Raw genomic sequence first — 25000 nt, 5'->3', positions numbered from 1 at the left:
TATTTTGCTATCGTGTCCAGACCGCAAAACGGCTGCAGGACAGGCAGCCGCTTCATATCTTTTGAATTCTTACTAAAATTATCGTATGTCGGCTTTAGATTGTGATTGCTATATTCTGAAACTTCGGTAGTAGAAATCTGTCATCTAACACACGGAACTGATGATGTCCTTTAGCAAAATTGGTTCTTTAAAAAGTAAACTTCTATTGATGCGAATTTAATAGATACTGAAACCAGTTCAGCACAAACCGAAATTAGTTCAACTCACAATTTTAATTTCATAGCTTTGTTATTCCTTAAAATTGAGTTTCACTAAAAAAAATAAAATTTTCTGTAATATATTTAAAAAATCAAATACTAATTAAGAAAACAATATTGTGAGTAACGATTTTTATACAACATCAATTTTACCTCATGCGGGTATTATTATCAAAATTTGCAGAGCGTATACAGATTCTCAAGAGAATTTTGAAGATTATTTTCAAGAAGTGTGTTTACAAATTTGGAAAAGTAGAAATGCTTTTCAAGAAAAATCTAAATGGTCTACTTGGATCTATAGAATTACGCTAAATGTTTGCTTGACTTTAACAAAAAAAAGCAAGAAAAAAGGGTATTCTAAAGAATTTACATCCGAAGAAATTACTAAAAACGACGCTTTTGAAAATGAGAATTTGAATTTATTATATGATGCCATCAAAAAATTATCGGAATTAGACAAAGCAATTATTTTGTTGCATCTAGAAGAGAATCCGCATAAAGAAATCGGCTTGATTACTGGATTAACACCCAACAATGTCGCCGTAAAAATTAACAGAATTAAAAAACAACTTAAAATTTTATTAGATGGAAAAATCAATTAACGACATTTGGACAAAAGGATTTGAGAATTCAAACGAATTATCATCACCAAAAATAATGAATCTGTACAATCAAAAATCAAAATTATTGATTAATAAGATCAAAAAAACATCTCAAACGGATAATAAAAGTTTACTACCCATTGCCATTCTTTTTGCCGTGGCCTTTGGCATTGCTGGCCATATCTTACTAGGTTTTTATGGAATGATGCTGATAATAGGATTGTTCTTCTTTAATAGAAAACTATTATCTACTTTAGAAAACATCAAAATAACTTCTAGTAATTATGATTATTTAATTGCTTACAAAAAAGCAATAGATAAAATTATTACAGCTACTTTTAACTTATTAGGATTTGGTTTGCCAATTATCCTTATTACAGGATTGTGGCTGTATTTTAGAAGCTCTAGCAAATATGCTACTTTCATAAATAACTATTCATTCTTAAACATCGTACTCATCATTATCGCCTTGGCAACAATTATTTCTCTTGTAGGAATCTCTATTTATAAAATAACAAACCATACGTTGTATCGCAAACATTTAAAGGATTTGAATAGTATAATTTCTGATTTAAAAAATATGGAATAACCATTTAAAAATTTAATTTAAAAAAATCCGTACCAATTGGCGCGGATTTTTTACTATATAAATTCAAAAAACTAATATTTTTCATATTGGGTTTTGCCAGATTTCAAATAATTAATAATATGTGTAATAGATCTTTCCTTTGCTTTTTGTAAAGTTTTTGTAAAGTTAAATAAGAAAACAGCTTCTTCACCAATTACCACAAAATCTAAAATTTCTTTATTATTTATGGTATCATAAATCTCTACCTTCACACTAATAACACAATATTCTATAGAGGTTGAGCTTTGCATTCCTCCCATACCATTCATTCCCATTCCGCCAGTTTGCTGAAATTCTATTCTATTAGAAATTTCAAAATTTGAAAAATGAATAACGTAATCCACGTATTCTGTATTCAAGGAAGAATATGTTGAATTTAGAACATCTACTGAAACATTAGAAAAAAGGTCGCTGCTTTTTGCCTCCTGTAAAAAGTCGTTTAAATAACTTGCTGTAAACTCCTTTTTATCTGTAAAGTTTTTCTGGAACGTTTTACTAAATTCATTTACTCTAACATTTTCGGTAGCAAAAACGAGTACGTTTTTTGTTTGCGGTTCTATAATTTCTTCTTTGCTAGATATGTATTGCACGTACTGTTTAGAAACTATGCAAGAAGTAAAACTTAAAAGACAAAAAACAGCGATTAGCAATAAAATATTTCTTTTCATAAAAATAAAGCTTGTGTGTAAAACTAGTGAATTCATAGAAATTATTTAAGCAAGAAAATAAAACCTTTTTCTGTTAATTTTTTTAAAATATTTGCATCCTATCAAACAAAAAATATTTTCAAAAATACAGCACTTATATAAGTCCAAAAGATGGTAAACACTGTATGCATTAATGTTTCAAACTTCTTCCCTTTCTTTAGTTTTGGGGAATATACGAAAAGCTGGAACACCAATCTTATCAGCCAAAAAACACCAATACCTAAAGAAATTTTTTTGCCTAAAGTTATTTCTACTAATGCTACTTTAGAAGCACAGCAAAGTAACCCTATTAGAAAAACAAGCTTAAATTTAAGAAAAAAGCGATTAAGATTTCACATTAATTTTATAATTATTTATCTTTGTAGAAATAATTTAATTGATGAAAAAAATACTTTTACTCTTCATTTTAGCGATTAGCTTTTCTTGTTCTGATGACGAAATAGATTACACGGAACAAAACGACATTGATATTGCTGCCTACATTGAAAAAAACAACTTAAACGTTCAAAAAACAAGTTCAGGATTATATTATACGATCAATTTAGATGGTAACGGCGCTTCGCCTTCATCAAATTCTAATGTCACGATCGGGTACAAAGGTTACCTTTTAAACGGTGAGGTTTTTGATCAGTCCGACAATGCTACTTTTAATATTAGAGGTGTTATTGCAGGCTTTGGTGAAGCAGTTCGTCTGCTAAAAACAGGGGGTTCTGGTACTTTTATTTTACCTGCTAGATTGGGTTATGGTAACAGCGGTTCTGGCAGTCTTATAAAAGGGGGTGATGTTATTGTTTTTGATATCAATCTCATCAGTTTCGACTAAATTTTATTTGTGAAACTTATTTCTGTTTCAAAACGGTATATGTTACCTAAAATCAACAATACATATACATGAAATTATTAGAAATTAGATCTAGAATAGATTCTCTAGATTTTGGTGTAGGCGTTATGACCAATCTAACAAGATAACATTACTGGATTATTTTATAAAAAACGGTTTAGAAATTATTGAAATTGATAGCAATTTTAAGGTGATAGAAACTGTTGAAGTTGATACTATAAAGTTTTCACGAAGTAGAAAAGTCTTTAAAAAAGATTTTTCAAAAATGGTCTGATCTTGCAGAAGTTTCGTCTTTTGCCGATAAATTGAAAGAAGGAACTTTTATTTTAAGGTATGCGGATGCTAATTTGTCTGATAAAGAAATTCCTGTGAATACATTTTTTTATGAAATAGTAATGGTTCGAGATCGAATTCGTGTTGTGGAGCAAAAAATAAATTCAAGTAAAAAACTAGAAGATCAATGTAAAATTGATTTAAAGCGGTATACAACCAGAAACTATGGAAGTTTAACCACGTTTAATGTGTTATTTCAATTAAAATCTGACCATTTTATTGGAGAAGGATCTAAATAATGCAGCTTTATAAAGTAAACCTCGTTTACTTTTAAAACAACATGCACCATCAATCTTTAAAAACAGCATTTTATCATCAATTACAGCTGGGTAAAATACTTTGAAAAACAATGAGTTCGAAGCCTCTTTTTATCATTTTGAAAATGCTAATATTTTAAGGCAAAAACATATCATTCGAAACATAATAGCCACTATTGAATATTTTTTTTACAGTATAAAATCGAAAAACAACAAAGAAATTATGGGCAATTGATAAGAATTATTGCTTCTATATTATATACATATATCTGGGTTCCTGCCGAAAAAACCGGTGGCACAAATATTTCACCGATAAAGTCTATTCCGATTAGAACAGAATTGCAAAAATACTTTTAGTTAAATGCGTCTTTTTAGAAATTTAAGAGTCTATTATATGAACATTAAAAAGTATGATCATGAAAAACGATAAAAATCAATGCACATGTGCATGCCAAGGTTGTAAAACCGGAGATTGTAAAAATTGCACGTGCACAAATTGCACTTGTAGCAATTGTAATTGTTAAATTAAAAGCTCTTTAAGAGGCACGAAGTAATTTGTAGTTCCATAAACAGACATGCCTTGTGCCTCACAAAGATCAAATTTTTTAAAAAAAACTAAATCTAATTAGTTTTTAAAATGATCACAACATTCTTATGAACACAAAACAAGTTTGGATTTCCTATTCTGAAGATTTAAAAAGATTTATCAACAGCAAAATAAAAGACCACACAATTGCAGATGATATTTTACAAGACACTTTTATAAAAATTCATACCAAACTTCATACTTTAAAAGATACTACAAAATTAAAAGCATGGTGCTTTGCCGTGGCTAGAAATTCAATTTTAGATTACTGGAAATCTAAAAATAGTACTTTTAACATCGCAGATTTGCACACGGAAACTCAAGTAGGCAAAACAACTTCTGAAGTTCAAGAAAACTCGCATACCGAAGAAGATTGTTTAAAGCAGATTTTAAAAAACTTGCCCATAAAATACAGAAAACCCTTGTTTTTATCAGATATTAAAGGATTAAAACAGCAAGAAGTTGCAGATCAATTACATCAAAGTTTATCGACTACAAAGTCTCAAATACAAAGAGCCAGGAAATTAATTGCTCAAGGTTTTATAGATTGCTGTGGTTTTGTGCTCAATAAAAAAGGAAATTTGGTGGGCGAAATTCAAGAGAAAGCAGATTGTAAAATCTGTAATTAAGCTATTTATGTACTAATTTATCTGCGAACTATTAGAGAACTGAATAATCACGAAAAACACTTAAATCTATATAAATCCTGAAAATAGACGATTTTTTCAGATGGATTTTTCCTTTACAAGGCTATTTTCTCCTCTTCAGAGAGATTATCTATATTCGATTGAATTTGTGAAGTATATTTGGACAAAGAAAACAAAATGCTTAAGTCTAGAACTCTTATGAAATTATTGTTATTATTATTGTTATTATTGTTAGTTGCCTTAACATTTAGTTTTATTAGTTGTGAAGAAAACGAATTAGTTGGTCTACAACCTGACAAAGTTATCGGAGAATGAGAAATATATACAAACGAAAAATGAGAACCTACACTAGACGAGTGGACAGAAACAGAATGAACGATGATAGAAAAATGGTTGAAATTTATTAGAGATAACCCAATGATTACTCTTAAATTTAACGAAGATGGTACTTTCGTAGATTCTTGTGAGGGGGTACTTACAGGCAGTGGTCAATGACAAAAAATAGATTACGCTCGATACTCTTTTGAATATAACCAAGATTCAGACAATATAAATGACAGACTTCTACACAAAAGATATATTACTTTTCACTGTAACAATACCTATTCTGTTCAAACAAAGAAGATACTAGAAATATTTCTTATTACAAATAGATATTACCCTACTGCATCAGTGCCCTACAAGGTAACTGATCAAATAGAAGTAGAGTAAACATATATCTTTTACGACTTAAACATACTTAAATCTATATTGTATTGCCGTGAAAAAGAATAATTAAAAAGATGCCATACAATAGTTGACATCTTTTTATTGCTACTTCAAGGAATAAAAATAACAAAAATTATTTTGTAAATAAGTTTATAAACAGCCCCATTAAGGGGCGCATAAAAAAAAGTAATTTTAAGTGCTTTTATAAATTTATGTCGATCAAGTAGAAAGAATACAGTTGATTTAGTTAAAGAAATCTAAAAAAAGTAGCCTACTCTATTTGTAATTGATCATTTAACATTTTTATGTACAATTTTTTTTATAATTTAGCTCTTTAATGAAATTAAGTACAGTACTATATGAGAAATAAGCTATCAAATATGATGTGTTTAGATTTATTTTTAGCTTCACAAAGTGAAGAAGATTATAAAGCTATAGAACCTCACATAACTCCTTCTGAATCCATAAAATTTCCGTTAAAAAGTTTTGGCTTATATGCTGATTATTTTTCTGCTGAAATGAATAATTTAGACAGAGAAAATGATATAAATGCAGTAAAAGAATTTGCTTCTAAATATAACTGGAATGATAATTTAGATACTATCTTTAAAAACGAAGATTTTGAGGCGATTGTTCTTACCAACAAAAAACAAGAAATTATTTGGGTAAATGATGGTTTTAAAGAAATGACTGGCTTTAACAAAAGCTTTGCTCTTAAAAAGAAACCATCCTTTTTACAAGGCGACAATACTTGTGCAAAAACAAGAGATCGCATTAGAGAAAAAATTCAGTTAAACAAACCCTTTATAGGTACTGTTATAAATTATAAAAAAAATAATACTCCTTATAAATGTGAGATTAAAATTTTTCCGTTGTTTAGTGAACATACTACACATTATATTGCTTTAGAAAAAGCGGTATAAAAAACGAATACCCTTTTACTACTATTATTTTATTATCTTAGTTGAAAATCTAAAATTATTTAAATTTTTAGCAAGATGAAAGAACTTAAAAAAGAAGACATCAGTCAAGAAGTCTTCGATCTATATGATGACTACGCGCACAATAAACTAGATCGAAAAGAATTTTTAAAAAAGCTTTCTTTATATGCGGTTGGCGCCATCACCTTACCTGCTCTTTTGAGTTTTATTTCTCCAAATTATCTAGATTCTGTAACGATACAACCAAATGACCCAAGGTTAAAATCAGAAATTATCAGTTATGAATCGCCCAAAGGCGGTAAAAAAATGAAAGGATTACTGTTTATCGAAAAAGATACGAAAGTAAAATTACCGGGCATTCTTGTGGTGCATGAAAATAGAGGATTAAATCCTTATATAGAAGATGTTGCTAGAAGAGCTGCTTTAGAAAGTTACATCACATTAGCGCCAGACGCACTTTCGCCTTTAGGTGGTTATCCTGGCAATGACGATGACGGAAGGGCCATGCAAAAGAAAAGAGATCAAAATGAAATGCTAGAAGATTTTATTGCGGGGTATCAGTATCTAAAAAATCATAAGGATTGTAACGGAAAAGTTGGCGTTGTTGGGTTTTGTTTTGGTGGTTGGATTTCAAATATGATGGCGGTAAAATTGCCAGATTTAAATGCCGCTGTTCCTTATTATGGCAGACAACCTTCAGATGAAGAGGCTGTTCATATAAAATCTCCTTTATTATTACAATATGCTGGTCTAGACAAAAGAGTCAATGCGGGTTGGCCTGCTTTTGAAAAGGTTTTAAAGGCAAATAACATTGCTCATGAAGCGCATTTTTATCCTGATGTAAATCATGGCTTTCACAACAATACCACTCCAAGATATGATAAAGCTGCCGCAGATTTGTCTTGGAACAGAACAATTGCTTTTTTTGAGAAGCACTTAAAGACATAAAAAATTATTTCACATAAAAAAACAGCGTATTCATAACTGAATACGCTGTCTTTTTTTATTTAGGAACATTTATTTCGCTTCCTAAAAATAAGGCATTTAAAAATAATTTATTGGTTCCATACCATGCACCTCTAAAATTAGGGTTATCGGCAAATAGGACCGCTCTGCCCTTACCTATCGGACTTACCAACAATGATGCAGAGGGTTTGATAAAATTTTCTAAATTATTTTTAGATATAAAACCATCTATGAGCGGATTTTCTGTGTATTTAGCGACTGTAGCATACGGGTTTTTACTTGGCGCTAAAAACACCCTATTATTTTTATAAACAGGTAATCTTGAAGACCGATAACCAAATCCTAAAGGATGAGTAATATCTAAATCTACTTCAAAAATTGCACCTCCTACACGCTCTCTTCCTAAATGTTCTGAAGCTTCTACATACGGCAATCTCTTTATTACTTTTTTCTCCTTTTCTTCTTTTGATGTTGGCTTTTTTGTCAAACTTTCTTCGACCATTTTTTTGTCTATCATCCATTTAGAACCTCCTGCAATCGTAATTAGTGTATTTCCTTTCGTTGTCCAGTTTTTCAGCTTTTGTCTTTGCACAGAATCCAATACACTATAATTTCCTGACACCATAACCAGCGTATTATACTTATCTAAATTGGCGCTATTATAATTCGTCATTCTAATTTTAGTAATGGGCATATGAACTCTAGTATCTAACAAATGCCAAACCTCACCTGCTTCATAAGAATTAACTCCTTCACCTATTAGCATGGCAACTTTTGGTTTTTTCAAAACTCTAAAATTATTACTTCCTAAATCAATTCCTTTCATACTATATCCACTATCTGTTCCAAATACAGGAACTTTAAACTTTTCTTGAGTATCTAAAACAATTTGATAGACTTCTGCACTCGTTTTTTTCTGTTTGCTAACAGGAATTAATAAGCTTCCGTAATTGAAATTAATTGCTCCGTTAGTGGTATTAATCGTAAATGGTTTGAAAGCCGAAGCTACTTTTAATCCTTTAGATTGCATATAGTATAAGGCAGCAGGCGAATTATAATCATCCCAATTTACAATGTATGCGTATTCAGATTTTTCAATTTTTGCATTCTCTACAATTCCTTTTACATTAGTAACTTCTGAACCTAATTTTACAGATCTTACACCTTTATATTTGATGTTGTAAAAGTTAGCAACACTCCAAGCAGACGCATCATAAAAAACACTATCTCTAAATTTATCATAGGTCTCAAACATCGTTTGCACCATTCTATATTGAGCCTGCTTCAAAGGAACTGTATAGGTATCGCCTTCTTTGTAGACTTTAATTTTATGCGTTAATAGTTGTTCTATAAATGCTTTCTTTCTATTCTGATCATATTTTTCTTCAAATTCATAGCCTGCAAATCCTGATTTTGCCTTTTTAGTTAGTGAAGATTTAAAAAATTCTTGTTGGTATTTTCTCAAATATCCTTTATTTTCAACAGCTGCTTTAATCGTTGCAAACGTAGAAATGTATTGATTTCTAATGGTAAACGGAAAGGTGATTTTCCCATAATCTGTATCTTGAACATGACCGCGAGAACTAGCTTGTTCAAAAAGCAATGCCAAACCTCCTTGCAAATCAGGATAGGAAGATCCATAACCTGGATAGGTGCCATCAAAAGATTCTTTCGTGTAATACAAAGAACCAATTTTATCTAATGCATTTGCAAAATATGGCGCAAATAAATTATTTAAATCTTCATAATTCTCCTTTGGCATGATGGGATCCAAAGAACCGATTGGCTTCATAGGCTCAAAAAAGTGATGACTATTGGTTCCCATTTCATGAAAATCTGTCACTACATTTGGATACCAAGTATGCATCCATTTTAATTTTCCTTGACTTTCTGGATGCACCGCCAATAACCAATCTCTATTTAAATCAAACCAATAATGATTGGTTCTACCTCTTGGCCAAGCTTCCGTATGTTCTGCATCCATATTATCTGAAACCAAGGTTTTTGCTTGGTATTGGTTGACCCACTGTGTATGCCTATCCCTTCCGTCTGGATTAATTGTGGGATCTATAAAGATGACAGATTTTTCTAAATAATTTAGAACTTCTGCACTATTCGACGCCACCAAAGTATAGGCCGTTAACAAAGCAGCTTCAGAGCTAGAGGGTTCGTTTCCATGAACATTATATCCTAACTGAATGATTACGGGAACGTCATCATAACTTTTAGGGTTCTCTGCCAAGTTTACAAACTGTAAATGATCTGATTTTATCGTTTCTAAATTCTTTAAATTCTCTGGAGAGGTTACGGTAAGCATCACCAACTTTCTCTTTTCATGGGTTTTACCATAAATTTCGATGCTTGCTCGATCAGAAATTTCTGCCAATTTGGTTAAATAAGCCACTATTAAATCATGTCTTGTATGATGTTCTCCAATGGCATATCCTAAAAATTCTTCAGGAGTTGGAATATCAGCATTAAAGGGTGTTTTGTCTTTAAAATAATAATCTTGCGCCGATATTGAACTTATAACTAGAAAAGCGCAAATTAGTGTGAAATAATACTTGGTCAGTTTCATCCTTTTATTATTGAATTTATAGCTCTAAAAATAACATTTTATTACTAGAAAATTTAAAATGGCTGCTACTCATTTGATTTAACTTTCAAATTAATATGATACATTTGAAGCTAATCTTGCTAAATTAAAAGATTTCTATTTAAAATGAATCCGATAAAAATGAATAAAGGAGATAAAAAACTAATTAGTAAAGAGTTAGAAAATTTTTATAATAAAGCTTCAGAAGAAACCAGACTCGAAAAAGGAATGGGGATTTTTGAATTTGAACGCATCAAAGAATTGATTCAATTGCATCTTTCAAATCCAACAGCTACCATTATTGATGTTGGCGGAGGAACTGGTAAATATGCTGAATGGTTATCCAAAAACGATCACCAAGTTCATCTAGTAGAACCTGTTTTAAAACATATAAAATTGGCAGAAAAAAGAGCCAAGAAGTTAAAGAATCCGTTTTCTGTTACTATTGGTGAAGCTAAAAAATTACCCTACAAAAATGATACTGCAGATTTGGTAATTTTGCACGGACCCTTATATCATTTACAAAAACGAGAAGACCGAGTTACCGCAATCTTAGAAGCGAAAAGAGTCTTGAAAAAAGGAGGAGTTATTCTGGGTTTTGCGATCAATTATACCGCTTCGACACTAGTTGGTTTGATGAATGGAATGATTCATGCCAATTCATTTTTTGACATGTGTAAAGAAGAACTTACCACCGGAGTTCATAATGCACCAAAAGATTTTCCTTTTTTATTAGCGGATGCTTATTACCATAAACCACAAGGTTTAAAGGATGAATTTTTAGAACAAGATTTAGAGTTCATCAACTTATTTGCGGTAGAAAGTTTGATTTGGTTAGACAGTGAATATTTTGCCAATATGATTGATCAAAAGAAATCGAAAACCCTAAAAGAGTTGCAGAAACTGACTCAAAATGATGAGTATTTGTTGCCTTTTAGTCCGCATATGATGATTGCTGTTAGGAAGTAAAAAAATATTTTCTCACTATAATTTCTGATAACTTTACCAATTAGAATCTAAAACTCATTTTGAAACACTTTCAACATTTTAAAAAAGATATTTCTGGAATTTCACTTCCAGAAAAATTTACTTTTCCGTTTTATTACCAACCTCATCTTTTGGCTAAAATTGCTACCGAAGAGTTACAAGCCTATTTAGAAAATCAAACAGATTTTGAGCATAATTTTGGACTCACTGCTGCTGATAAAGAATTAGCTATTGGTAAAATGTTTGGTGTTTTAGTTGTTAAAAATAAGCATAACAAACTTGGATATATAGCTGCTTTTTCAGGAAAATTAGCAGATAAAAGTTTGCCAATAAAATTTGTTCCTCCTATTTTTAATATGAGAACAGAAGGTAGCTTTTATATCAAAGGAGAAAAAGAAATTGAAAAATTAGGCGAAGAAATTGAAACTTTAAAAAGTGATACCATTTATCTTTCTTTAAAAATATCCGTTAAAAAAATCAAACAAAATATTGAAGAAAATTTAGCCTTTCAAAGAAAGAAAATGAAAACGGCTAAACAGCAAAGAAAGATTCGAAAGAGAAATGCTGAAGCCGAATTGAATCAAAAAGAATTTGAGATTTTTAAGACATCATTAATTCAAGAAAGTTTTAATCAGCAATTTTTCTATAAAGAGTTGGTGGCGTATTACGAGCATAAAATTGAAAAAAGCAATCAACAATTTCTCAATTTTGAAAATCGAATTTCTGAATTAAAAAAACGAAGAAAAGAGATTTCTGCAAATCTCCAAAACACATTATTTGGTAAATATCAATTTTTAAATCAACAAAAAGAACAAAGGGGATTGTTAGCTATTTTTGACAATCCTGAAATTAAACCGCCTGCTGGCGCCGGCGATTGTTCTGCTCCAAAATTATTACAATATGCTTTTCAGAATGATTTAACGCCAATTTGTATGGCAGAGTTTTGGTGGGGAATTTCGCCCAATTCGGAAATCAGAAAACATCAAAATTTTTATCCTGCTTGTCAAGGTCGATGCAAACCTATTTTACATCACATGTTGGCAGGTATTGATATGGATGAAAATTTATTGCTTGAAAATCTAGGAGAAAAACAAGAATTAAAAATTGTTTACGAAGATGATGCCATTATTATTGTGAACAAACCACCAGAATTTTTATCCGTTCCTGGCAAAGAGATTAAAGATTCTGTGTATACCAGAATGAAAAAGGAATATCCATTAGCAACCGGCCCAATTATTGTGCATCGATTAGACATGTCTACTTCAGGAATTTTAGTTTTAACTAAAACGAAAGAAGCTAATAAAATAGTGCAAAGTCAGTTTATCAACAGAACTGTTAAAAAAAGATATATTGCGTTGTTAGACGGAAATTTATCCGAAGAAATTGGCATTATAAATCTTCCTTTGCGTTTAGATGTAGACGACAGACCAAGACAATTAGTAGATTTTACACACGGAAAAAATGCTAAAACACAATGGAAAGTTATCGAACGAAAAAACAACCAAACACGCGTTCACTTTTTTCCAATTACAGGAAGAACGCACCAATTAAGAATTCATGCCGCTCATAAAGATGGTTTAAACGCTCCTATTGTTGGTGATGATTTATATGGTAAAAAGCAAAATAGATTGCATTTACATGCAGAGTTTATTGAGCTTTTACATCCAACAACTAATAAAGTTATTAGTTTTACTGTTGATGCGGATTTTTAAAAATCGTATAAAATAGTCAAGTATGTCGGCATCGAGCAAAACAGCAAACTGAATACTACAATTTTAATAAAACTAAAAATCAACGTAAAACAATAAATAGTCTTTATCATTTTACGCTGATTTCTGTAAAAACTAAATTCATTAATTCTTCATTCCAGGTTGCGTCAATTTCCAGTTGGTTTTTGCTTTTTCCGCTTCAACCATTTTTTGAACATCAGCAAGTAATCTTTTGGCATCATAAATAATCCCATCTTTAATGGTATATTTTACACCACCAGCTCTAATCACTTCATTCTCTTCTGTCAATTTAACAGCCCCTGTTCCGTATAAAACCTTCAAATTAGCCAAAGGATTTTCATCAACAATAACAAAATCGGCCAATTTACCAATTTGGATAGAACCAATTTTATCGTCCCAACCCAAAGCATCTGCGCCGTTTAAGGTCGCTGCTCTTATCACTTCTAACGGATGGAAACCTGCTTCACGTAACAACTCCAACTCTCTGATGTACGCAAAACCGTATAGTTGATAAATAAATCCAGAATCAGAACCTGCGGTTACTCTACCACCTCTATTTTTATATTCATTTATAAACGTCATCCATAATTGATAATTTTTTCTCCAAGAAACCTCTTGTTCTGTTCCCCAATCATGCCAATAAGAACCATGCGATATTTTACTTGGTTCAAAAAATTTCCATAAAGAAGGTAGCGTATAGGTTTCATGCCATTCCGCTCTTCTTGCTCTGTGTAAATCTCTACTCGCTTCATAAATATTAAAAGTAGGATCTAATGTAAAGTCCAATGCTAACAATTCATTCATTACTTTGTTCCAATGATTTGAATAAGGTTCTGCTGCTTGTGCCCATAATTTTCCTGCTTCTTCAAAACGATGTTGTTCATTTAAGTAATTATAATCTAATGGATAATTTTGAACAGTTCTATCTTCAAACAAGGCTTCTGGCAAACCGTACCAATGCTCCATCGATGTTAAACCTGCTCTTGCAGAATGTAAGACATTCCAGCGTGCAACACTTAATTGTGCGTGATGACAAGCAGAACCTAAACCTAATTTTTTATTTTCAGCTAGTGCCGCTGCCATAATTTCTGGCTCCGCACCAAAAAATTTAATACCATCGGCACCATTTTTAGCATTTTGTCTTACCCATGCTCTCGCTTCCTCTTCTGTAGAAATAGGATTTTTAGCACCTTGACCAAAGCCTGTATACCCAAAAATTCTTGGCGCTACAATTTCATTATTGTTACTTTTTCTCTTTAACTCATTTACTTCCTTTACACTTCTTCCACTAGGTTGTCTAATCGTGGTAATTCCATGCGCCATCCATAATTTAAAAACATACTCGGGGTTTGCTCCTTGTGATTCACCACCAATATGCCCATGCATATCTATAAAACCCGGTAATAAATACATACCATTTGCATCTAATTCTTTGCCACCTTTTTTTAATTTAGGTCGATCGCTTTCTTTGATTGCAACACCTGGATAACCAACATTATTGATACTTATAATTGTATTATTTTCGACAACAATATCAACAGGACCTAGCGGCGGTGAACCATCTCCATTAATTAGCGTAACTCCTCTAATAATTAATTGATCAAAAGGACCTTCGCCTAAATAACTTTCTTGAGAAAATGTATGAAAAGTAAAGAGTAGGTATAAAAGGATAGATAGTTTTTGAATCGTTTTCATTGGTTATAATTTTAATCTGCTTAAAAGTAATGATAAAAACCGAGACCCTTTAAGAAAACATAAAATGGTGGATATTTGTTCTGGTTTTGTTGCATGATGATCGTTTATCTACCTAAATAATATATATTCATAAAAATATTTAAAACATTGCAACAACAACTATTTTTGTTTCATGAAAAAAACGATTTCCATTATTGGAGGCGGAGCTTCTTCTTTTCTTCTTGCTGCTTTTTTAGATATTGAAAAATTCGACATCACGATCTATGAAAAAAACAAAACGGCTGGTCGTAAATTTTTGGTTGCAGGTAAAGGCGGATTCAACTTAACACATTCAGAAACGATTGAGCAGCTTATCAAACGATATACAGCAAATAATTTTTTAGAAAATTCTTTACATCAGTTTACCAATACTGATTTTAGAAATTGGCTTGAACAAATAGGAATTCCAACGTATATCGGAAGCAGTAAAAGAGTCTATCCAATAGCAGGAATTAAACCTATAGAGGTTTTAAATGCGATGCTAAAACACCTTGAAGAAAAAGGAGTTCGTATAAATTATAATCAAACTTTTTCTGATTGGGACGACAACAAGAACCCAATTATCAATTCTAAAACCATTCAGGCAGAGTACACCGTTTTTTGTTTAGGCGGAGGAAGCTGGAAAATTACAGGTTCTGATGGAACTTGGCTCGATACTTTTTCTGAAAAAGGCATTAAAACAAAAGCATTTCAAGCCTCTAACTGCGGATATCAAATTGACTGGGAATCTAATTTTATTCAAAAACATGAAGGAATTCCGTTAAAAAACATCGCTATTTCTTGCAATAATGTTGTTCAGAAAGGAGAAGCTGTTATTACCACGTTTGGATTGGAAGGAAATGCCATTTATGGATTAAGTCCGCAAATTAGAAAGCAGTTAAACGTAAATTCAAAAGCGACCATTTTTATTGATTTTAAACCTTCGTTAACAGTAGAAAATATTCTATTGAAAATAAAAGTATCAAGTTATAAAAATACGACACAGATTTTAAAAAAAGAACTCAAATTAACAGCAGCTCAAATCGATTTACTAAAAACAAATCTTTCTAAAGAATCTTATTTAAATCCAAAGTCGTTATCAGAAAATATTAAAAGATTTCCTTTAGAAATTATCAACACCGCAACAATTGATGAAGCTATTTCTACGGTTGGCGGAATTGATTTAAATTCCATTTCTGAAAACTTTGAACTCAAAAAAATGCCCAACCAATATTGTATTGGCGAAATGTTAGATTGGGACGCACCCACTGGTGGTTATCTTTTACAAGCTTGCGCGAGTATTGGTGTTTACTTGGCAAATCATTTAAATAATCATTCAAATTAGTTTTATCAACCTTAAAATTACAATACATAAAAAAGTAAAAGCTTTAAATTTTTACTTTTCTTCAAATAGATTTTAATTTTAGTAGTTAAAAATACCAAATTGGTAACATTTTACTATCTTTGAAGAAAACAAGTCTACCTTGAGAATCATTGCAAAACGAACTTTAAGAGATTTCTGGACCCTATATCCTGATGCTGAACAACAACTTACAGCTTGGTTTAGAGAAACAGAAAAAGCTAATTGGCAATCGTTAAATGATTTAAAAAAAGAATACCCAAGTGCAAGTATTTTAAAAGAAAGTCGCGTCGTTTTTAATATTAAAGGAAATAATTACAGATTAATAGTAAAGTTTAATTTAGAATATCAATTGTGTTGGATCCGTTTTGTTGGAACCCATACAGCGTATGATAAAATTAATGCAAACAAAATTTAAAATGAATATATCACCCATAAAAAACGAAATAGATTATACCAAAGCTCTTCAAAGACTTGAACTTATTTTTGATGCTAAAAAAGGAACAAAAAAAGGAGATGAATTAGAGATACTTTCCATTTTAATCGATAAATATGAAAACGAGACTTTTCCTATTGGCTTTCCTGACCCAATTGAAGCCATCAAGTTTAGAATGGAACAAATGGGTTTAAAGCAAAAAGATTTAGCAGAAGTTATTGGTTTTAAAAGCAGAGTTAGCGAAATTTTAAATAAAAAAAGAAAACTAACTTTAGACATGGTCCGAAACTTAAATCTCAAATTAAATATTCCAACGGAAGTTTTAATAAGAGATTATTAGCCTGAAACCTATCGCCTATTTTTAGGAGCTCTGCTCACCTTCTTCTTTCTTTTATTAAAAGGAATGGCGTCATCAAAAGTATGTTGCGCTACTTTATGACTTGTTTTGTTCTTTTTCCAAGAATTATTTTCTGGCAATAAAACTTGCAATAAATCAGATCGACCAACTTTGGTTAAGGTGTTTTTAATCCAATCTTTATTTTCTTTTTTATACCAAAAGAAAAATTTATGCTGATCTTCTTTCTCCTTTTTTGTCTTCGGAGTTTTGGTTGGTTTTAAAGTATACGGATGGTATCCTGAATAATAAATTACCGTTGCAACTGTCATTGGTGTTGGTGTAAAACCTTGTACTTGCTCTAACTGAAAGCCCATATCTTTGGTTTCTGCTGCCAGGTTTGCCATGTCTTCTACTTCACTTGCTGGGTGACTCGAGATAAAATATGGAATCAATTGTAAGTTCAATTTCTTCTTGATGTTTATTTTATCAAAACGCTCTTTAAACATATGAAAATATTTAAAAGATGGTTTACGCATCAACTTTAAAACAGGATCAGAAGTATGCTCTGGTGCAACTTTTAATCGCCCAGAAACGTGTTTTGTCATCACCTCTTCTGTATATGCATCTAACTCTTTCGGGTCTGCGTTTTTATTAAATTCAGGTACTAACATGTCATGTCTTATACCACTACCAATAAAAGATTTTTTTATCTTCGGATGTTTATCTACCGCTTGGTATAAATCTGTTAAAGGTTTGTGAGAGGTATCTAAATTAGAACAAATTACAGGCGAAATACAACTAGGTGCAACACATTTATCACAAATAGATTGTACTTTTCCTTTCATCTGATACATGTTTGCAGAAGGTCCGCCAATATCAGATAAATAGCCTTTAAAGTCTGGCATATTTGCCACTTTATCAATTTCTTTTAAAACAGATTCTTGACTTCTACTCGCAATAAATTTTCCTTGGTGTGCAGAAATGGTACAAAAACTACAACCTCCAAAACAGCCACGATGAATATTTATTGAGAATTTTATCATTTCAAACGCAGGTATCGGTCCACGCTTGTTATATTTTGGATGCGGTAAACGCGTAAAAGGCAAATCGAAAGAACCATCAATTTCCTTTTCTGTCATGGTAGGAAAAGGCGGATTAATCACCAGCGTTCTTCCTTCTACTTCCTGCAAGATTCTTCGTGCTTTTAATTTATTCGACTCTTGTTCTATCGTCTTAAAATTAGAAGCAAATGTTTTTTTATCCTTTAAACACGCTTCGTGAGAGCTAATGGTTACATCTTCCCAACCATTTACCACAGGCAATTTTTCTATTTTTTGATCGATTAAAACAGCGGTTTGTTTAATGTTTTTTAAACTAGAAAACGGAACGCCTTTTTGCAATAATTCTACAATTTCTCGCAAAGGTTGTTCGCCCATTCCATACACCAACATATCAGCTTTAGAAGTCTCTAAAATAGTTGGCAATAACTTATCAGACCAGTAATCATAATGCGTTACACGTCTTAGCGAAGCTTCAATGCCGCCAATTAAAACAGGAACATCTGGGAATTTTTCTTTTAATATTTTCGAATATACAGAAGTTGCATAGTCAGGTCTAAAACCTTTATCGCCGTTTGGGGTATACGCATCTTTATCTCTACGTTTTTTACTCGCGGTGTAATTAGAAACCATCGGATCCATACACCCCCCGGTACAACCAAAAAACAATCTTGGTTTTCCTAATTTTTCAAAATCTTGCAAGTTGTCTGTTACACTTGGCTGCGGCACAATTGCCACACGCAAACCATAACTTTCTAAAATACGACCAATAACGGCTGGTCCAAATGATGGATGATCTACATAGGCATCTCCACTAAAAAGAATGACGTCTAGTTCTTCCCAACCCCGAATTTTTACTTCTTTGTTTGTTGTTGGTAACCAGTCGGTTAATTGATGTGTATTCGTATCTTGCATAGTTTTGCGAATTTACGAGAATTTTAGTTGAAAAAAATTATTTTTTTTTGCTTTAGAAAACAAAATTTAAAGTTTTGTTAAATACCTTAAAATTACTCTAGAAACTCTTAATATTGCGTCGAATTAAACAGAAATTATGAGAAAAATATTCATTACAATCATCACGATTGCCTTTCTAGGAAGTTGTGCAAGCTTAAAAGTAAACTCAAATAAGAAAAAGCTCATTGAAGTAGCTATAAATTTAAATACTGTTGTTGATGACAAAGTTCAAGTTGAAGTAAATCCTAAAAAAATTAAAGAAAACACAATTGTGTATCAAATCCCTGCTATTGTCCCGGGAACCTATGCAATAAGCGATTACGGGAAATTTATCTCTGATTTTAAAGCCTTTGATTATGAAGGCGCAGAAATGACTGTTACGAAATTAGATACCAATTCTTGGCAAATAGAGAATGCCAAAAAAATGGACAAAATAACGTATTGGGTAGATGATACTTTTGATTCTGAAAAAGAACATGGTATTTATGTGATGTCAGGAACCAATATCGAAGAAGGTAAAAACTTCTTTTTGAATCTGCCTGGCTTTGTTGGGTACTTTAAAGGTAAAAAAGAATCTCCGTACACGTTGTCAATAATGCATCCTGCAGATTTGTATGAAACTTCTTCTTTAATCAATAAAAACACCACGAAAGAAGACAATACTTTAGATGTTTTTTCCGCGAGTAGATATGATGAAATATCTGACAACCCAATCATGTACGCACCTTTAAATACTGTAAATTTTACTGTAGGCGGTGTAGACGTTTCTATGGCAGTATACTCTCCAAATAATATTCATTTGGCAAGTGATATGGAAGAAGATCTAAAAAAAATGGTCTTGGCACAAACGAACTTTTTAGAAGGTTTTAAAACAACAAAAGAATACAACATTTTAGTGTATCTATTTGATCCAACTGTTAATAAATGGAATAGTTTTGGCGCTTTAGAGCACTTATCTTCTACAACAGTTGTGTTTCCAGAAACATACTCTAAAGAGCAATTAGCAAACGGAATGATTAATGGTACTATTTCTCATGAGTTTTTTCATATTGTAACGCCACTTTCTGTACATTCAGAAGAAATTCATTCTTTTGATTTTAACGAACCAAATATGTCTAAACATTTATGGATGTATGAGGGCGTTACAGAATATTTTGCAAATCTTTTTCAGGTAAATCAAGACTTGATAACTGAACAGCAATTTATTGATGAAATGAAAGGTAAAATTGCAAGTTCATTAATGTATAATGACACTATGTCTTTCACTAAAATGAGTAAAAATATTTTAGAAGGTGAATACGCTAAAAATTATGGAAATGTATACCAAAAAGGTGCTTTAATTGGGATGTCTTTAGATATTCTTTTAAGAGAAGAAAGTAAAGGTGCATACGGAATTAGAAATTTGATGAAAGATTTATCTAACAAATACGGGCAGTATAAGCCTTTTAAAGATGATGAAATTCTTGACGAGATTGTAAGCATGACGTATCCTTCTGTTGGTGTATTTTTCGACAATCATTTAACAGGAAATGTACCTATCAACTATTCAGAATTCTTTAATAAGGTTGGTGTTGCTAATAAAACGAAAACGATTGCTTCTTCTTATTTATTAGACAGTTCAAATCAATTGTTTATAACTGCGAATAGTAAAGAAGAAATTCTATTTTTAGACAGACAAAACACGGGATTAACTAATTTAGGTGTGGAAGCTGGTGATATTCTAAAAACTATAAACGGAGAGAAAGTAGATTTAACAAACATAAGACCCACCATTGGCAAATCAATGCAATGGAAAGAAGGCGATTCGTTAGTTTTTGAAGTTATGAGAGCAGGTGAAACTATTAAATTAGAAGGAAAAGTAATAAAAGGAAGCACAGACATTGAGGAATTAGTCCTTGAAGATCTATTAGAAAGCGATCCTAAAAAAACATTGAGAACTGCTTGGTTAAAATCCTTATAAAAAAGCAATTTTAAATAAAAAAGGTTCTCAATAGAGAACCTTTTTTATTTTGTATAATTAATATCCGATTAAAAATATTTTTAGGTAGATAAGCCCTTTTAAAGTAAGAGATTCCACGAACTTTCTAGACGAAACTTCGCTTTTTTAAAAATAATTTCATCAAGATAAAGTGGTTAACTTTATTTTAATTTAGTACTTTTTTTCAGGTAGTTAGAGTCAATTCTTGGTTCTTTGCTCTTTGCTCTTTGCTTTTTGCTCTTGTTTCTTGTTTCTAAAAGCAAAGCAATCTTGAGTCATTTATCGCACAGAAATAATTTTATCCAGACTTTAATTTTGTACTTCATTAACGAACTTGGGCAACAATTTTAACCGCTTCCATGGCTTCTTTTACATCATGCACTCTTAAAATATTTGCGCCATTTAATAACGCTATTGTGTTTGCTGATGTTGTTGCATTCAACGCTTCTTGTGCAGAAATATTTAGTGTTTTATAGAGCATCGACTTTCTTGAAATTCCGGCTAAAATGGGCGCATCTAAATTTTCGAAAAGTGATAAATTTTTAAGAATCTCAAAATTATGGGCATTTGTTTTTCCGAAGCCAAAACCCACATCAATAAGTACATCATTTAATTTTAGTTGATGTAACTTAAAAATCTGCTCTGCGAAAAAAGAAATAATTTCTTGGGTTACGTCTTTATAAACAGGGTTTTTCTGCATGTTTTGTGGTGTTCCTAACATGTGCATTACAATATAAGGAACTTGTAAATTTGCAACCGTTTCAAACATTTTAGTATCCATTTTTCCGCCAGAAATATCATTAATCATTGCCGCTCCAACAGCAATCGTTTCTTTGGCTACGCTGCTTCTAAACGTATCTACAGAAATAATAATTTCAGGAAAATGTTTCATCAACAAAGTAAGAACAGGGAGTATTCTTTTTAATTCTTCCTCTTCAGAAATATGCTGTGCTCCTGGTCTTGAAGAATACGCGCCAACATCTATAAAAGTTGCACCTTCAAAAAGCATTTTTTCTACCTGATGTAAAATTTCAGGCTCATTTTTGTATTTACCACCGTCATAAAAAGAATCTGGTGTGATATTTAAAATCCCCATCACTTTTGGTGAAGATAAATCGATTAAAGTTCCTTTACAGTTTATTGTCATTTACCGAACTACTTTATTAATTATGTGTGTAATTTCTGGTGCTTTATAATCGTTCATTTTTCGCATTAATTCATTAACTGTGGTTGCTACAATCAATAAATTAAGGTTTTGAGGTTTGATATATCCCTCTGAAACCATTTTATCTATTTGAATTAAAATAGCATCAAAAAAACCATTTACATTTAAAAGTCCGATTGGCTTTTGCTCAATATGCAATTGCCCTAAAGTAAGTGCTTCAAAAAGCTCATCTAAAGTACCAAAACCGCCGGGAAGCGTAATATAAGCGTCTACTAATTTGCTCATAATTACCTTGCGTTCACTCATCTTTTTGCAAATAATCATTTCTTCTACACCCGCATGCACCACTTCTTCTTTTTCTAAAAGTTTCGGAATTACACCAATAACTTCTCCATTTAAATCGAGAATTGTATCAGAAAGAACGCCCATCATCCCTATTTTTCCGCCGCCGTAGACCAAACCGATTTTATGCTTTACAAAATAAGTACCGAGCTCAATAGCAGCTTCTTTATACACAGGATTAAAACCCAAACTTGAGCCACAAAAAACAACAATTCTATTCATTTTTATAGTTGATAAATTCACTGTAAAAATAAAGGAATTGCCTGTAAGAAGATATAAAAAAGTAAAAAAATAAAGACAAAGTATATTGTATTTGTTACTTTTACAAAGAGTTCAACAATTCTTTAAAACGGCGCAATTTATGTTGGTTTTAAATAATATACTTAATACAAAAAATGCAAAATACATCAAACCAATATGATGCTGTAATTGAAGATTGCAGAAGTTTATTTATCAAGAAAATGTCTGATTATGGATCTGCTTGGCGTATTTTACGTTTGCCATCCTTAACAGATCAGATTTTCATAAAAGCCCAAAGAACCCGTCAATTACAAGAAAATGAGGTTCAGAAAGTAGATGAAGGAGAAAAATCTGAATTTATTGGGATTATCAATTATTCTATAATGGCGCTAATTCAATTGGAAAAAGGAGTTGTAGAAACACCAGATTTATCAACCGAAGAAGCCACTATTTTGTATGACAAACACAGTAAGATTGCTAAAGAATTAATGATGAATAAGAATCATGATTATGGTGAAGTTTGGAGAGAAATGCGCGTTTCTTCTCTGACAGATTTAATTTTACAAAAATTATTACGCGTAAAACAAATTGAAAACAACCAAGGCAAAACGATAGTTTCTGAAGGAATTGATGCCAATTACCAAGACATGATCAATTATGCTGTTTTTGCTATGATTCATTTAGGTGAGTAAGTTTAGTGGTTAAAATTTTGACTTTAAAGTTGGGAGTTTCGTCATTACGAGGCACGAAGCAATCTCTTTATCATTTGACAAACTACCTTAAAAAAGCGCAAAATTAAAGAATTACAGTTTTTGATGCACTATTTAGGAAATTATAAAACACAGTTATACACAGGGTGTGTGGGCAATTAAATATTAAATTAAATTATGAAAAAGTTAGTTTTATCCTTTGGCCTTAATCGTGAAATCACATAAAGTTATATTATTTTGGAATTTAGTATTATGGGATTTCTCCTAAAGTCGAAATGACAAAATAGTGTGGTTTTCTGTTAATTGATATACAAATAATTTCAATGATATTTTTAAGCTAATCTTTTTATCCATTAGTTTAATAAAAAATAAACAACTAAAATTCTCTACGCAATGCCTAGAAAATTATAAAACACAAATATGAAAATACTAGTACAGATTGTAAGAATTATAGTCGGAGCCTTATTTATATTTTCGGGCTTTGTAAAATTAGTAGATCCTGTTGGGTCTCAATACAAATTTGAAGAATACTTTTCTGAAGGCGTTTTAAATCTAGAATTTTTAATTCCGTATGCATTGCCTTTTGCCATCTTTTTAGTTATCTCTGAAATTGTTTTAGGTGTTGCTCTTTTGGTAGGCTGGAAAGCTAAATTTACGGTTCGAAGTTTACTGCTAATGATTCTAGTATTCTTATTTTTAACTTGGTATTCTGCCTATTATAATAAAGTTACAGATTGTGGCTGTTTTGGCGATGCTATCAAATTAAAACCTTGGGAAACCTTTACAAAAGACGTAATTTTAACTATTTTAATTCTCTTTTTAAGTTATAAAGTAGGCTTTATAAAACCGATTAAAAGAACATTTTTACCCGGAAAAATAGTTTTTTTCTCTCTTATTTTATCCTCTTTTATAACCTATTATGTTTTAGCGCACTTGCCAATTATAGATTTTAGAGCCTATGCAATTGGTAAAAGTATTCCTGAAGGAATGAAGTATAAGGATGATGGCGAAATACCTCCTGTACACGATTTTATGTTAGAAAACACTCAAAATGATTTAGCTCCACAGATTTTAAAAATGGACAAAGTGATGCTCGTTATCATGTCTAGTTTAGAAAAATCTGAATACGAAGCCTTCCCTGAAATTAAAAAAATTGCAGATGAAGCGATCAAAAAAGGGTATAAAGTGTATGGTGTTTCTGCCTCTTTTTCTAATATTATTCAGTTAACAAAGAAAAAATTTCAACTTCCTTTTGAGGTGTTGTTTTGTGATGAAACTACTTTAAAAACCATGATTAGAGCAAATCCTGGAATTATGATTTTGAAGAAAGGAATTGTTGTTGAAAAGAAAAACTGGAAAGATATTGACGATTTAGAGCTATAATGAAAAATTTAATTCTTGTATTTATTGGCGGTGGTTTTGGCAGTGTTTTACGTTTTTTAATCGGTAAATGGCTAAACAATTCAGAAAACGGAATTCCGTACGGAACATTTCTTGCCAATATTCTAGGGAGTTTGTTCATTGGTTTTATTTTGGGCTATGCAGCAAAAAGTGAAACCTTGAGTCAAAATCATACCTTATTATTAGCAACGGGCTTTTGTGGCGGCTTTACCACCTTCTCTACTTTCGCTTATGAAAATCATTTGTTTTTAAAATCGGGAGATTTCACTTCTTTCGCGTTTTATACCATTGCGAGTTTTATTATTGGCTTTTTGGCCGTTTTTACAGGAATGTATTTAGTAAAATTTGTGTAAAAAATTATATAGCGTTGTAACAAAATAAGGTAATCGTCTGCTTATACCTTAAATCCGCAAGTAACATATTAGGATAGTTGAGTTCATTTTAGTTGTATTTAGAATGATGCAACTTTTCAATTAATTGCTATTTCAACGTTCGTTTTAACTTATTTTTTACCTTTATT

Annotated in this window: 22 protein-coding genes and 1 pseudogene; 17 read left to right on the top strand and 6 right to left on the bottom strand. The window is 31.4% G+C overall.

Features of this window, described 5'->3' with window-relative positions:
- Nucleotides 1-376: 376 nt before the first annotated feature.
- Nucleotides 377-859 (top strand): RNA polymerase sigma factor, encoded by a 483-nt coding sequence (locus tag ES044_RS09445; RefSeq protein ID WP_147117830.1) that lies wholly within the window; start codon nucleotides 377-379, stop codon nucleotides 857-859.
- On the top strand, nucleotides 843-1448 hold the full coding sequence (locus ES044_RS09440) for a hypothetical protein (RefSeq protein ID WP_147117829.1): 606 nt from the start codon (nucleotides 843-845) through the stop codon (nucleotides 1446-1448). The genes ES044_RS09445 and ES044_RS09440 overlap by 17 nt, the downstream gene beginning before the upstream one ends.
- 71 nt (nucleotides 1449-1519) lie before the next feature.
- Here ES044_RS09440 and ES044_RS09435 read toward each other — a convergent pair whose 3' ends face one another.
- Entirely contained in the window at nucleotides 1520-2191 is a 672-nt protein-coding gene (locus ES044_RS09435) for a hypothetical protein (RefSeq protein WP_147117828.1), read from the bottom strand.
- Nucleotides 2192-2573: 382 nt separating this feature from the next.
- On the opposite strand from ES044_RS09435, the gene ES044_RS09430 reads away from it, so the two are divergent.
- The 6 genes and pseudogenes from ES044_RS09430 to ES044_RS09400 all read left to right on the top strand — a co-directional run bounded on the left by ES044_RS09430 (nucleotide 2574) and on the right by ES044_RS09400 (nucleotide 7455).
- Complete coding sequence (locus tag ES044_RS09430) at nucleotides 2574-3017, top strand: FKBP-type peptidyl-prolyl cis-trans isomerase (protein ID WP_147117827.1); 444 nt, start codon at nucleotides 2574-2576, stop codon at nucleotides 3015-3017.
- Between the two features lie 323 nt (nucleotides 3018-3340).
- Entirely contained in the window at nucleotides 3341-3607 is a 267-nt protein-coding gene (locus ES044_RS19365) for a hypothetical protein (RefSeq protein ID WP_317131208.1), read from the top strand.
- Nucleotides 3608-3707: 100 nt separating this feature from the next.
- Nucleotides 3708-3982: pseudogene (locus tag ES044_RS19490) on the top strand (DUF3703 domain-containing protein).
- Nucleotides 3983-4279: 297 nt separating this feature from the next.
- Complete coding sequence (locus ES044_RS09410) at nucleotides 4280-4840, top strand: sigma-70 family RNA polymerase sigma factor (protein ID WP_147117825.1); 561 nt, start codon at nucleotides 4280-4282, stop codon at nucleotides 4838-4840.
- Between the two features lie 1085 nt (nucleotides 4841-5925).
- The gene (locus tag ES044_RS09405) at nucleotides 5926-6489 is read left to right on the top strand and encodes a PAS domain-containing protein (protein ID WP_147117824.1); all 564 of its coding nucleotides are present in this window, start codon (nucleotides 5926-5928) and stop codon (nucleotides 6487-6489) included.
- A gap of 75 nt (nucleotides 6490-6564) precedes the next feature.
- Nucleotides 6565-7455: a dienelactone hydrolase family protein gene (locus ES044_RS09400; protein WP_147187053.1), complete on the top strand. Its 891-nt coding sequence runs from the start codon at nucleotides 6565-6567 to the stop codon at nucleotides 7453-7455.
- A 55-nt stretch (nucleotides 7456-7510) separates the two neighbouring features.
- Here the strand turns inward: ES044_RS09400 and ES044_RS09395 are convergent, their stop codons facing one another.
- Nucleotides 7511-10051, bottom strand: a complete 2541-nt coding sequence (locus ES044_RS09395) for a M14 family zinc carboxypeptidase (RefSeq protein ID WP_147117822.1) — start codon at nucleotides 10049-10051, stop codon at nucleotides 7511-7513.
- 144 nt (nucleotides 10052-10195) lie between these two features.
- Here ES044_RS09395 and ES044_RS09390 point away from each other — a divergent pair, with 144 nt between their 5' ends.
- Together ES044_RS09390 and ES044_RS09385 are read left to right on the top strand one after the other, a co-directional pair.
- Nucleotides 10196-11038: a class I SAM-dependent methyltransferase gene (locus tag ES044_RS09390; RefSeq protein ID WP_189663163.1), complete on the top strand. Its 843-nt coding sequence runs from the start codon at nucleotides 10196-10198 to the stop codon at nucleotides 11036-11038.
- 59 nt (nucleotides 11039-11097) lie between these two features.
- Nucleotides 11098-12768 carry an RluA family pseudouridine synthase gene (locus ES044_RS09385; RefSeq protein WP_147117821.1) on the top strand — a complete coding sequence of 557 codons (1671 nt, stop codon included), beginning with the start codon at nucleotides 11098-11100 and terminating at the stop codon, nucleotides 12766-12768.
- Nucleotides 12769-12909: 141 nt separating this feature from the next.
- Here ES044_RS09385 and ES044_RS09380 read toward each other — a convergent pair whose 3' ends face one another.
- Nucleotides 12910-14481, bottom strand: a complete 1572-nt coding sequence (locus ES044_RS09380; protein ID WP_147117820.1) for an amidohydrolase family protein — start codon at nucleotides 14479-14481, stop codon at nucleotides 12910-12912.
- 172 nt (nucleotides 14482-14653) lie between these two features.
- Between ES044_RS09380 and ES044_RS09375 the strand changes: the two genes are divergently transcribed.
- The 3 genes from ES044_RS09375 (at nucleotide 14654) to ES044_RS09365 (ending at nucleotide 16635) form a co-directional block, all read left to right on the top strand.
- The gene (locus ES044_RS09375; protein ID WP_147117819.1) at nucleotides 14654-15844 is read left to right on the top strand and encodes an NAD(P)/FAD-dependent oxidoreductase; all 1191 of its coding nucleotides are present in this window, start codon (nucleotides 14654-14656) and stop codon (nucleotides 15842-15844) included.
- A gap of 139 nt (nucleotides 15845-15983) precedes the next feature.
- Nucleotides 15984-16277, top strand: coding sequence for a type II toxin-antitoxin system HigB family toxin (locus tag ES044_RS09370; protein ID WP_147187052.1), 294 nt, complete (start codon nucleotides 15984-15986; stop codon nucleotides 16275-16277).
- A gap of 1 nt (nucleotide 16278) precedes the next feature.
- Complete coding sequence (locus ES044_RS09365) at nucleotides 16279-16635, top strand: type II toxin-antitoxin system HigA family antitoxin (protein ID WP_147117817.1); 357 nt, start codon at nucleotides 16279-16281, stop codon at nucleotides 16633-16635.
- A gap of 8 nt (nucleotides 16636-16643) precedes the next feature.
- Here ES044_RS09365 and ES044_RS09360 read toward each other — a convergent pair whose 3' ends face one another.
- A complete protein-coding gene (locus ES044_RS09360) occupies nucleotides 16644-18605 on the bottom strand; it encodes a YgiQ family radical SAM protein (protein WP_147117816.1) in 1962 nt (653 codons plus the stop codon).
- 136 nt (nucleotides 18606-18741) lie between these two features.
- Between ES044_RS09360 and ES044_RS09355 the strand changes: the two genes are divergently transcribed.
- Nucleotides 18742-20604, top strand: coding sequence for a peptidase M61 (locus ES044_RS09355; RefSeq protein WP_147117815.1), 1863 nt, complete (start codon nucleotides 18742-18744; stop codon nucleotides 20602-20604).
- Between the two features lie 343 nt (nucleotides 20605-20947).
- On the opposite strand, the gene folP is transcribed toward ES044_RS09355, so the two are convergent.
- Together folP and ES044_RS09345 are read right to left on the bottom strand one after the other, a co-directional pair.
- Complete coding sequence (gene folP / locus ES044_RS09350) at nucleotides 20948-21769, bottom strand: dihydropteroate synthase (RefSeq protein WP_147187050.1); 822 nt, start codon at nucleotides 21767-21769, stop codon at nucleotides 20948-20950.
- A complete protein-coding gene (locus tag ES044_RS09345) occupies nucleotides 21770-22351 on the bottom strand; it encodes a TIGR00730 family Rossman fold protein (RefSeq protein ID WP_147117813.1) in 582 nt (193 codons plus the stop codon).
- Nucleotides 22352-22524: 173 nt separating this feature from the next.
- Between ES044_RS09345 and ES044_RS09340 the strand changes: the two genes are divergently transcribed.
- From ES044_RS09340 to crcB, 3 genes are all read left to right on the top strand, one after another.
- On the top strand, nucleotides 22525-23061 hold the full coding sequence (locus tag ES044_RS09340; RefSeq protein ID WP_147117812.1) for a DUF1599 domain-containing protein: 537 nt from the start codon (nucleotides 22525-22527) through the stop codon (nucleotides 23059-23061).
- Between the two features lie 438 nt (nucleotides 23062-23499).
- On the top strand, nucleotides 23500-24462 hold the full coding sequence (locus ES044_RS09335) for a DoxX family protein (protein WP_147187048.1): 963 nt from the start codon (nucleotides 23500-23502) through the stop codon (nucleotides 24460-24462).
- Nucleotides 24462-24833, top strand: a complete 372-nt coding sequence (crcB, locus tag ES044_RS09330; RefSeq protein ID WP_147187046.1) for a fluoride efflux transporter CrcB — start codon at nucleotides 24462-24464, stop codon at nucleotides 24831-24833. Before ES044_RS09335 ends, crcB begins: the two co-directional genes overlap by 1 nt.
- The last annotated feature ends 167 nt before the right edge of the window (nucleotides 24834-25000 follow it).

It is taken from the genome of Polaribacter sp. IC066 (assembly GCF_007997085.1).
GTDB lineage: Bacteria > Bacteroidota > Bacteroidia > Flavobacteriales > Flavobacteriaceae > Polaribacter.
Note: the sequence above shows the minus strand (reverse complement) of the source record. Positions and strands in the feature narration are given on the sequence as shown.

What these genes read in the sequence shown, in the direction of transcription:
- ES044_RS09440 (WP_147117829.1), top strand. Translation starts at nt 843, where the DNA reads ATGGAAAAATCAATTAACGACATTTGGACAAAAGGATTTGAGAATTCA.
- ES044_RS09375 (WP_147117819.1), top strand. Translation starts at nt 14,654, where the DNA reads ATGAAAAAAACGATTTCCATTATTGGAGGCGGAGCTTCTTCTTTTCTT.
- ES044_RS09400 (WP_147187053.1), top strand. Translation starts at nt 6,565, where the DNA reads ATGAAAGAACTTAAAAAAGAAGACATCAGTCAAGAAGTCTTCGATCTA.
- ES044_RS09365 (WP_147117817.1), top strand. Translation starts at nt 16,279, where the DNA reads ATGAATATATCACCCATAAAAAACGAAATAGATTATACCAAAGCTCTT.
- crcB (WP_147187046.1), top strand. Translation starts at nt 24,462, where the DNA reads ATGAAAAATTTAATTCTTGTATTTATTGGCGGTGGTTTTGGCAGTGTT.
- ES044_RS09335 (WP_147187048.1), top strand. Translation starts at nt 23,500, where the DNA reads ATGAAAATACTAGTACAGATTGTAAGAATTATAGTCGGAGCCTTATTT.
- ES044_RS09345 (WP_147117813.1), bottom strand. Translation starts at nt 22,351, where the DNA reads ATGAATAGAATTGTTGTTTTTTGTGGCTCAAGTTTGGGTTTTAATCCT.
- ES044_RS09360 (WP_147117816.1), bottom strand. Translation starts at nt 18,605, where the DNA reads ATGCAAGATACGAATACACATCAATTAACCGACTGGTTACCAACAACA.
- folP (WP_147187050.1), bottom strand. Translation starts at nt 21,769, where the DNA reads ATGACAATAAACTGTAAAGGAACTTTAATCGATTTATCTTCACCAAAA.
- ES044_RS09430 (WP_147117827.1), top strand. Translation starts at nt 2,574, where the DNA reads ATGAAAAAAATACTTTTACTCTTCATTTTAGCGATTAGCTTTTCTTGT.
- ES044_RS09410 (WP_147117825.1), top strand. Translation starts at nt 4,280, where the DNA reads ATGAACACAAAACAAGTTTGGATTTCCTATTCTGAAGATTTAAAAAGA.
- ES044_RS09380 (WP_147117820.1), bottom strand. Translation starts at nt 14,481, where the DNA reads ATGAAAACGATTCAAAAACTATCTATCCTTTTATACCTACTCTTTACT.
- ES044_RS09395 (WP_147117822.1), bottom strand. Translation starts at nt 10,051, where the DNA reads ATGAAACTGACCAAGTATTATTTCACACTAATTTGCGCTTTTCTAGTT.
- ES044_RS09405 (WP_147117824.1), top strand. Translation starts at nt 5,926, where the DNA reads ATGAGAAATAAGCTATCAAATATGATGTGTTTAGATTTATTTTTAGCT.
- ES044_RS09355 (WP_147117815.1), top strand. Translation starts at nt 18,742, where the DNA reads ATGAGAAAAATATTCATTACAATCATCACGATTGCCTTTCTAGGAAGT.
- ES044_RS09435 (WP_147117828.1), bottom strand. Translation starts at nt 2,191, where the DNA reads ATGAATTCACTAGTTTTACACACAAGCTTTATTTTTATGAAAAGAAAT.
- ES044_RS09390 (WP_189663163.1), top strand. Translation starts at nt 10,196, where the DNA reads ATGAATCCGATAAAAATGAATAAAGGAGATAAAAAACTAATTAGTAAA.
- ES044_RS09340 (WP_147117812.1), top strand. Translation starts at nt 22,525, where the DNA reads ATGCAAAATACATCAAACCAATATGATGCTGTAATTGAAGATTGCAGA.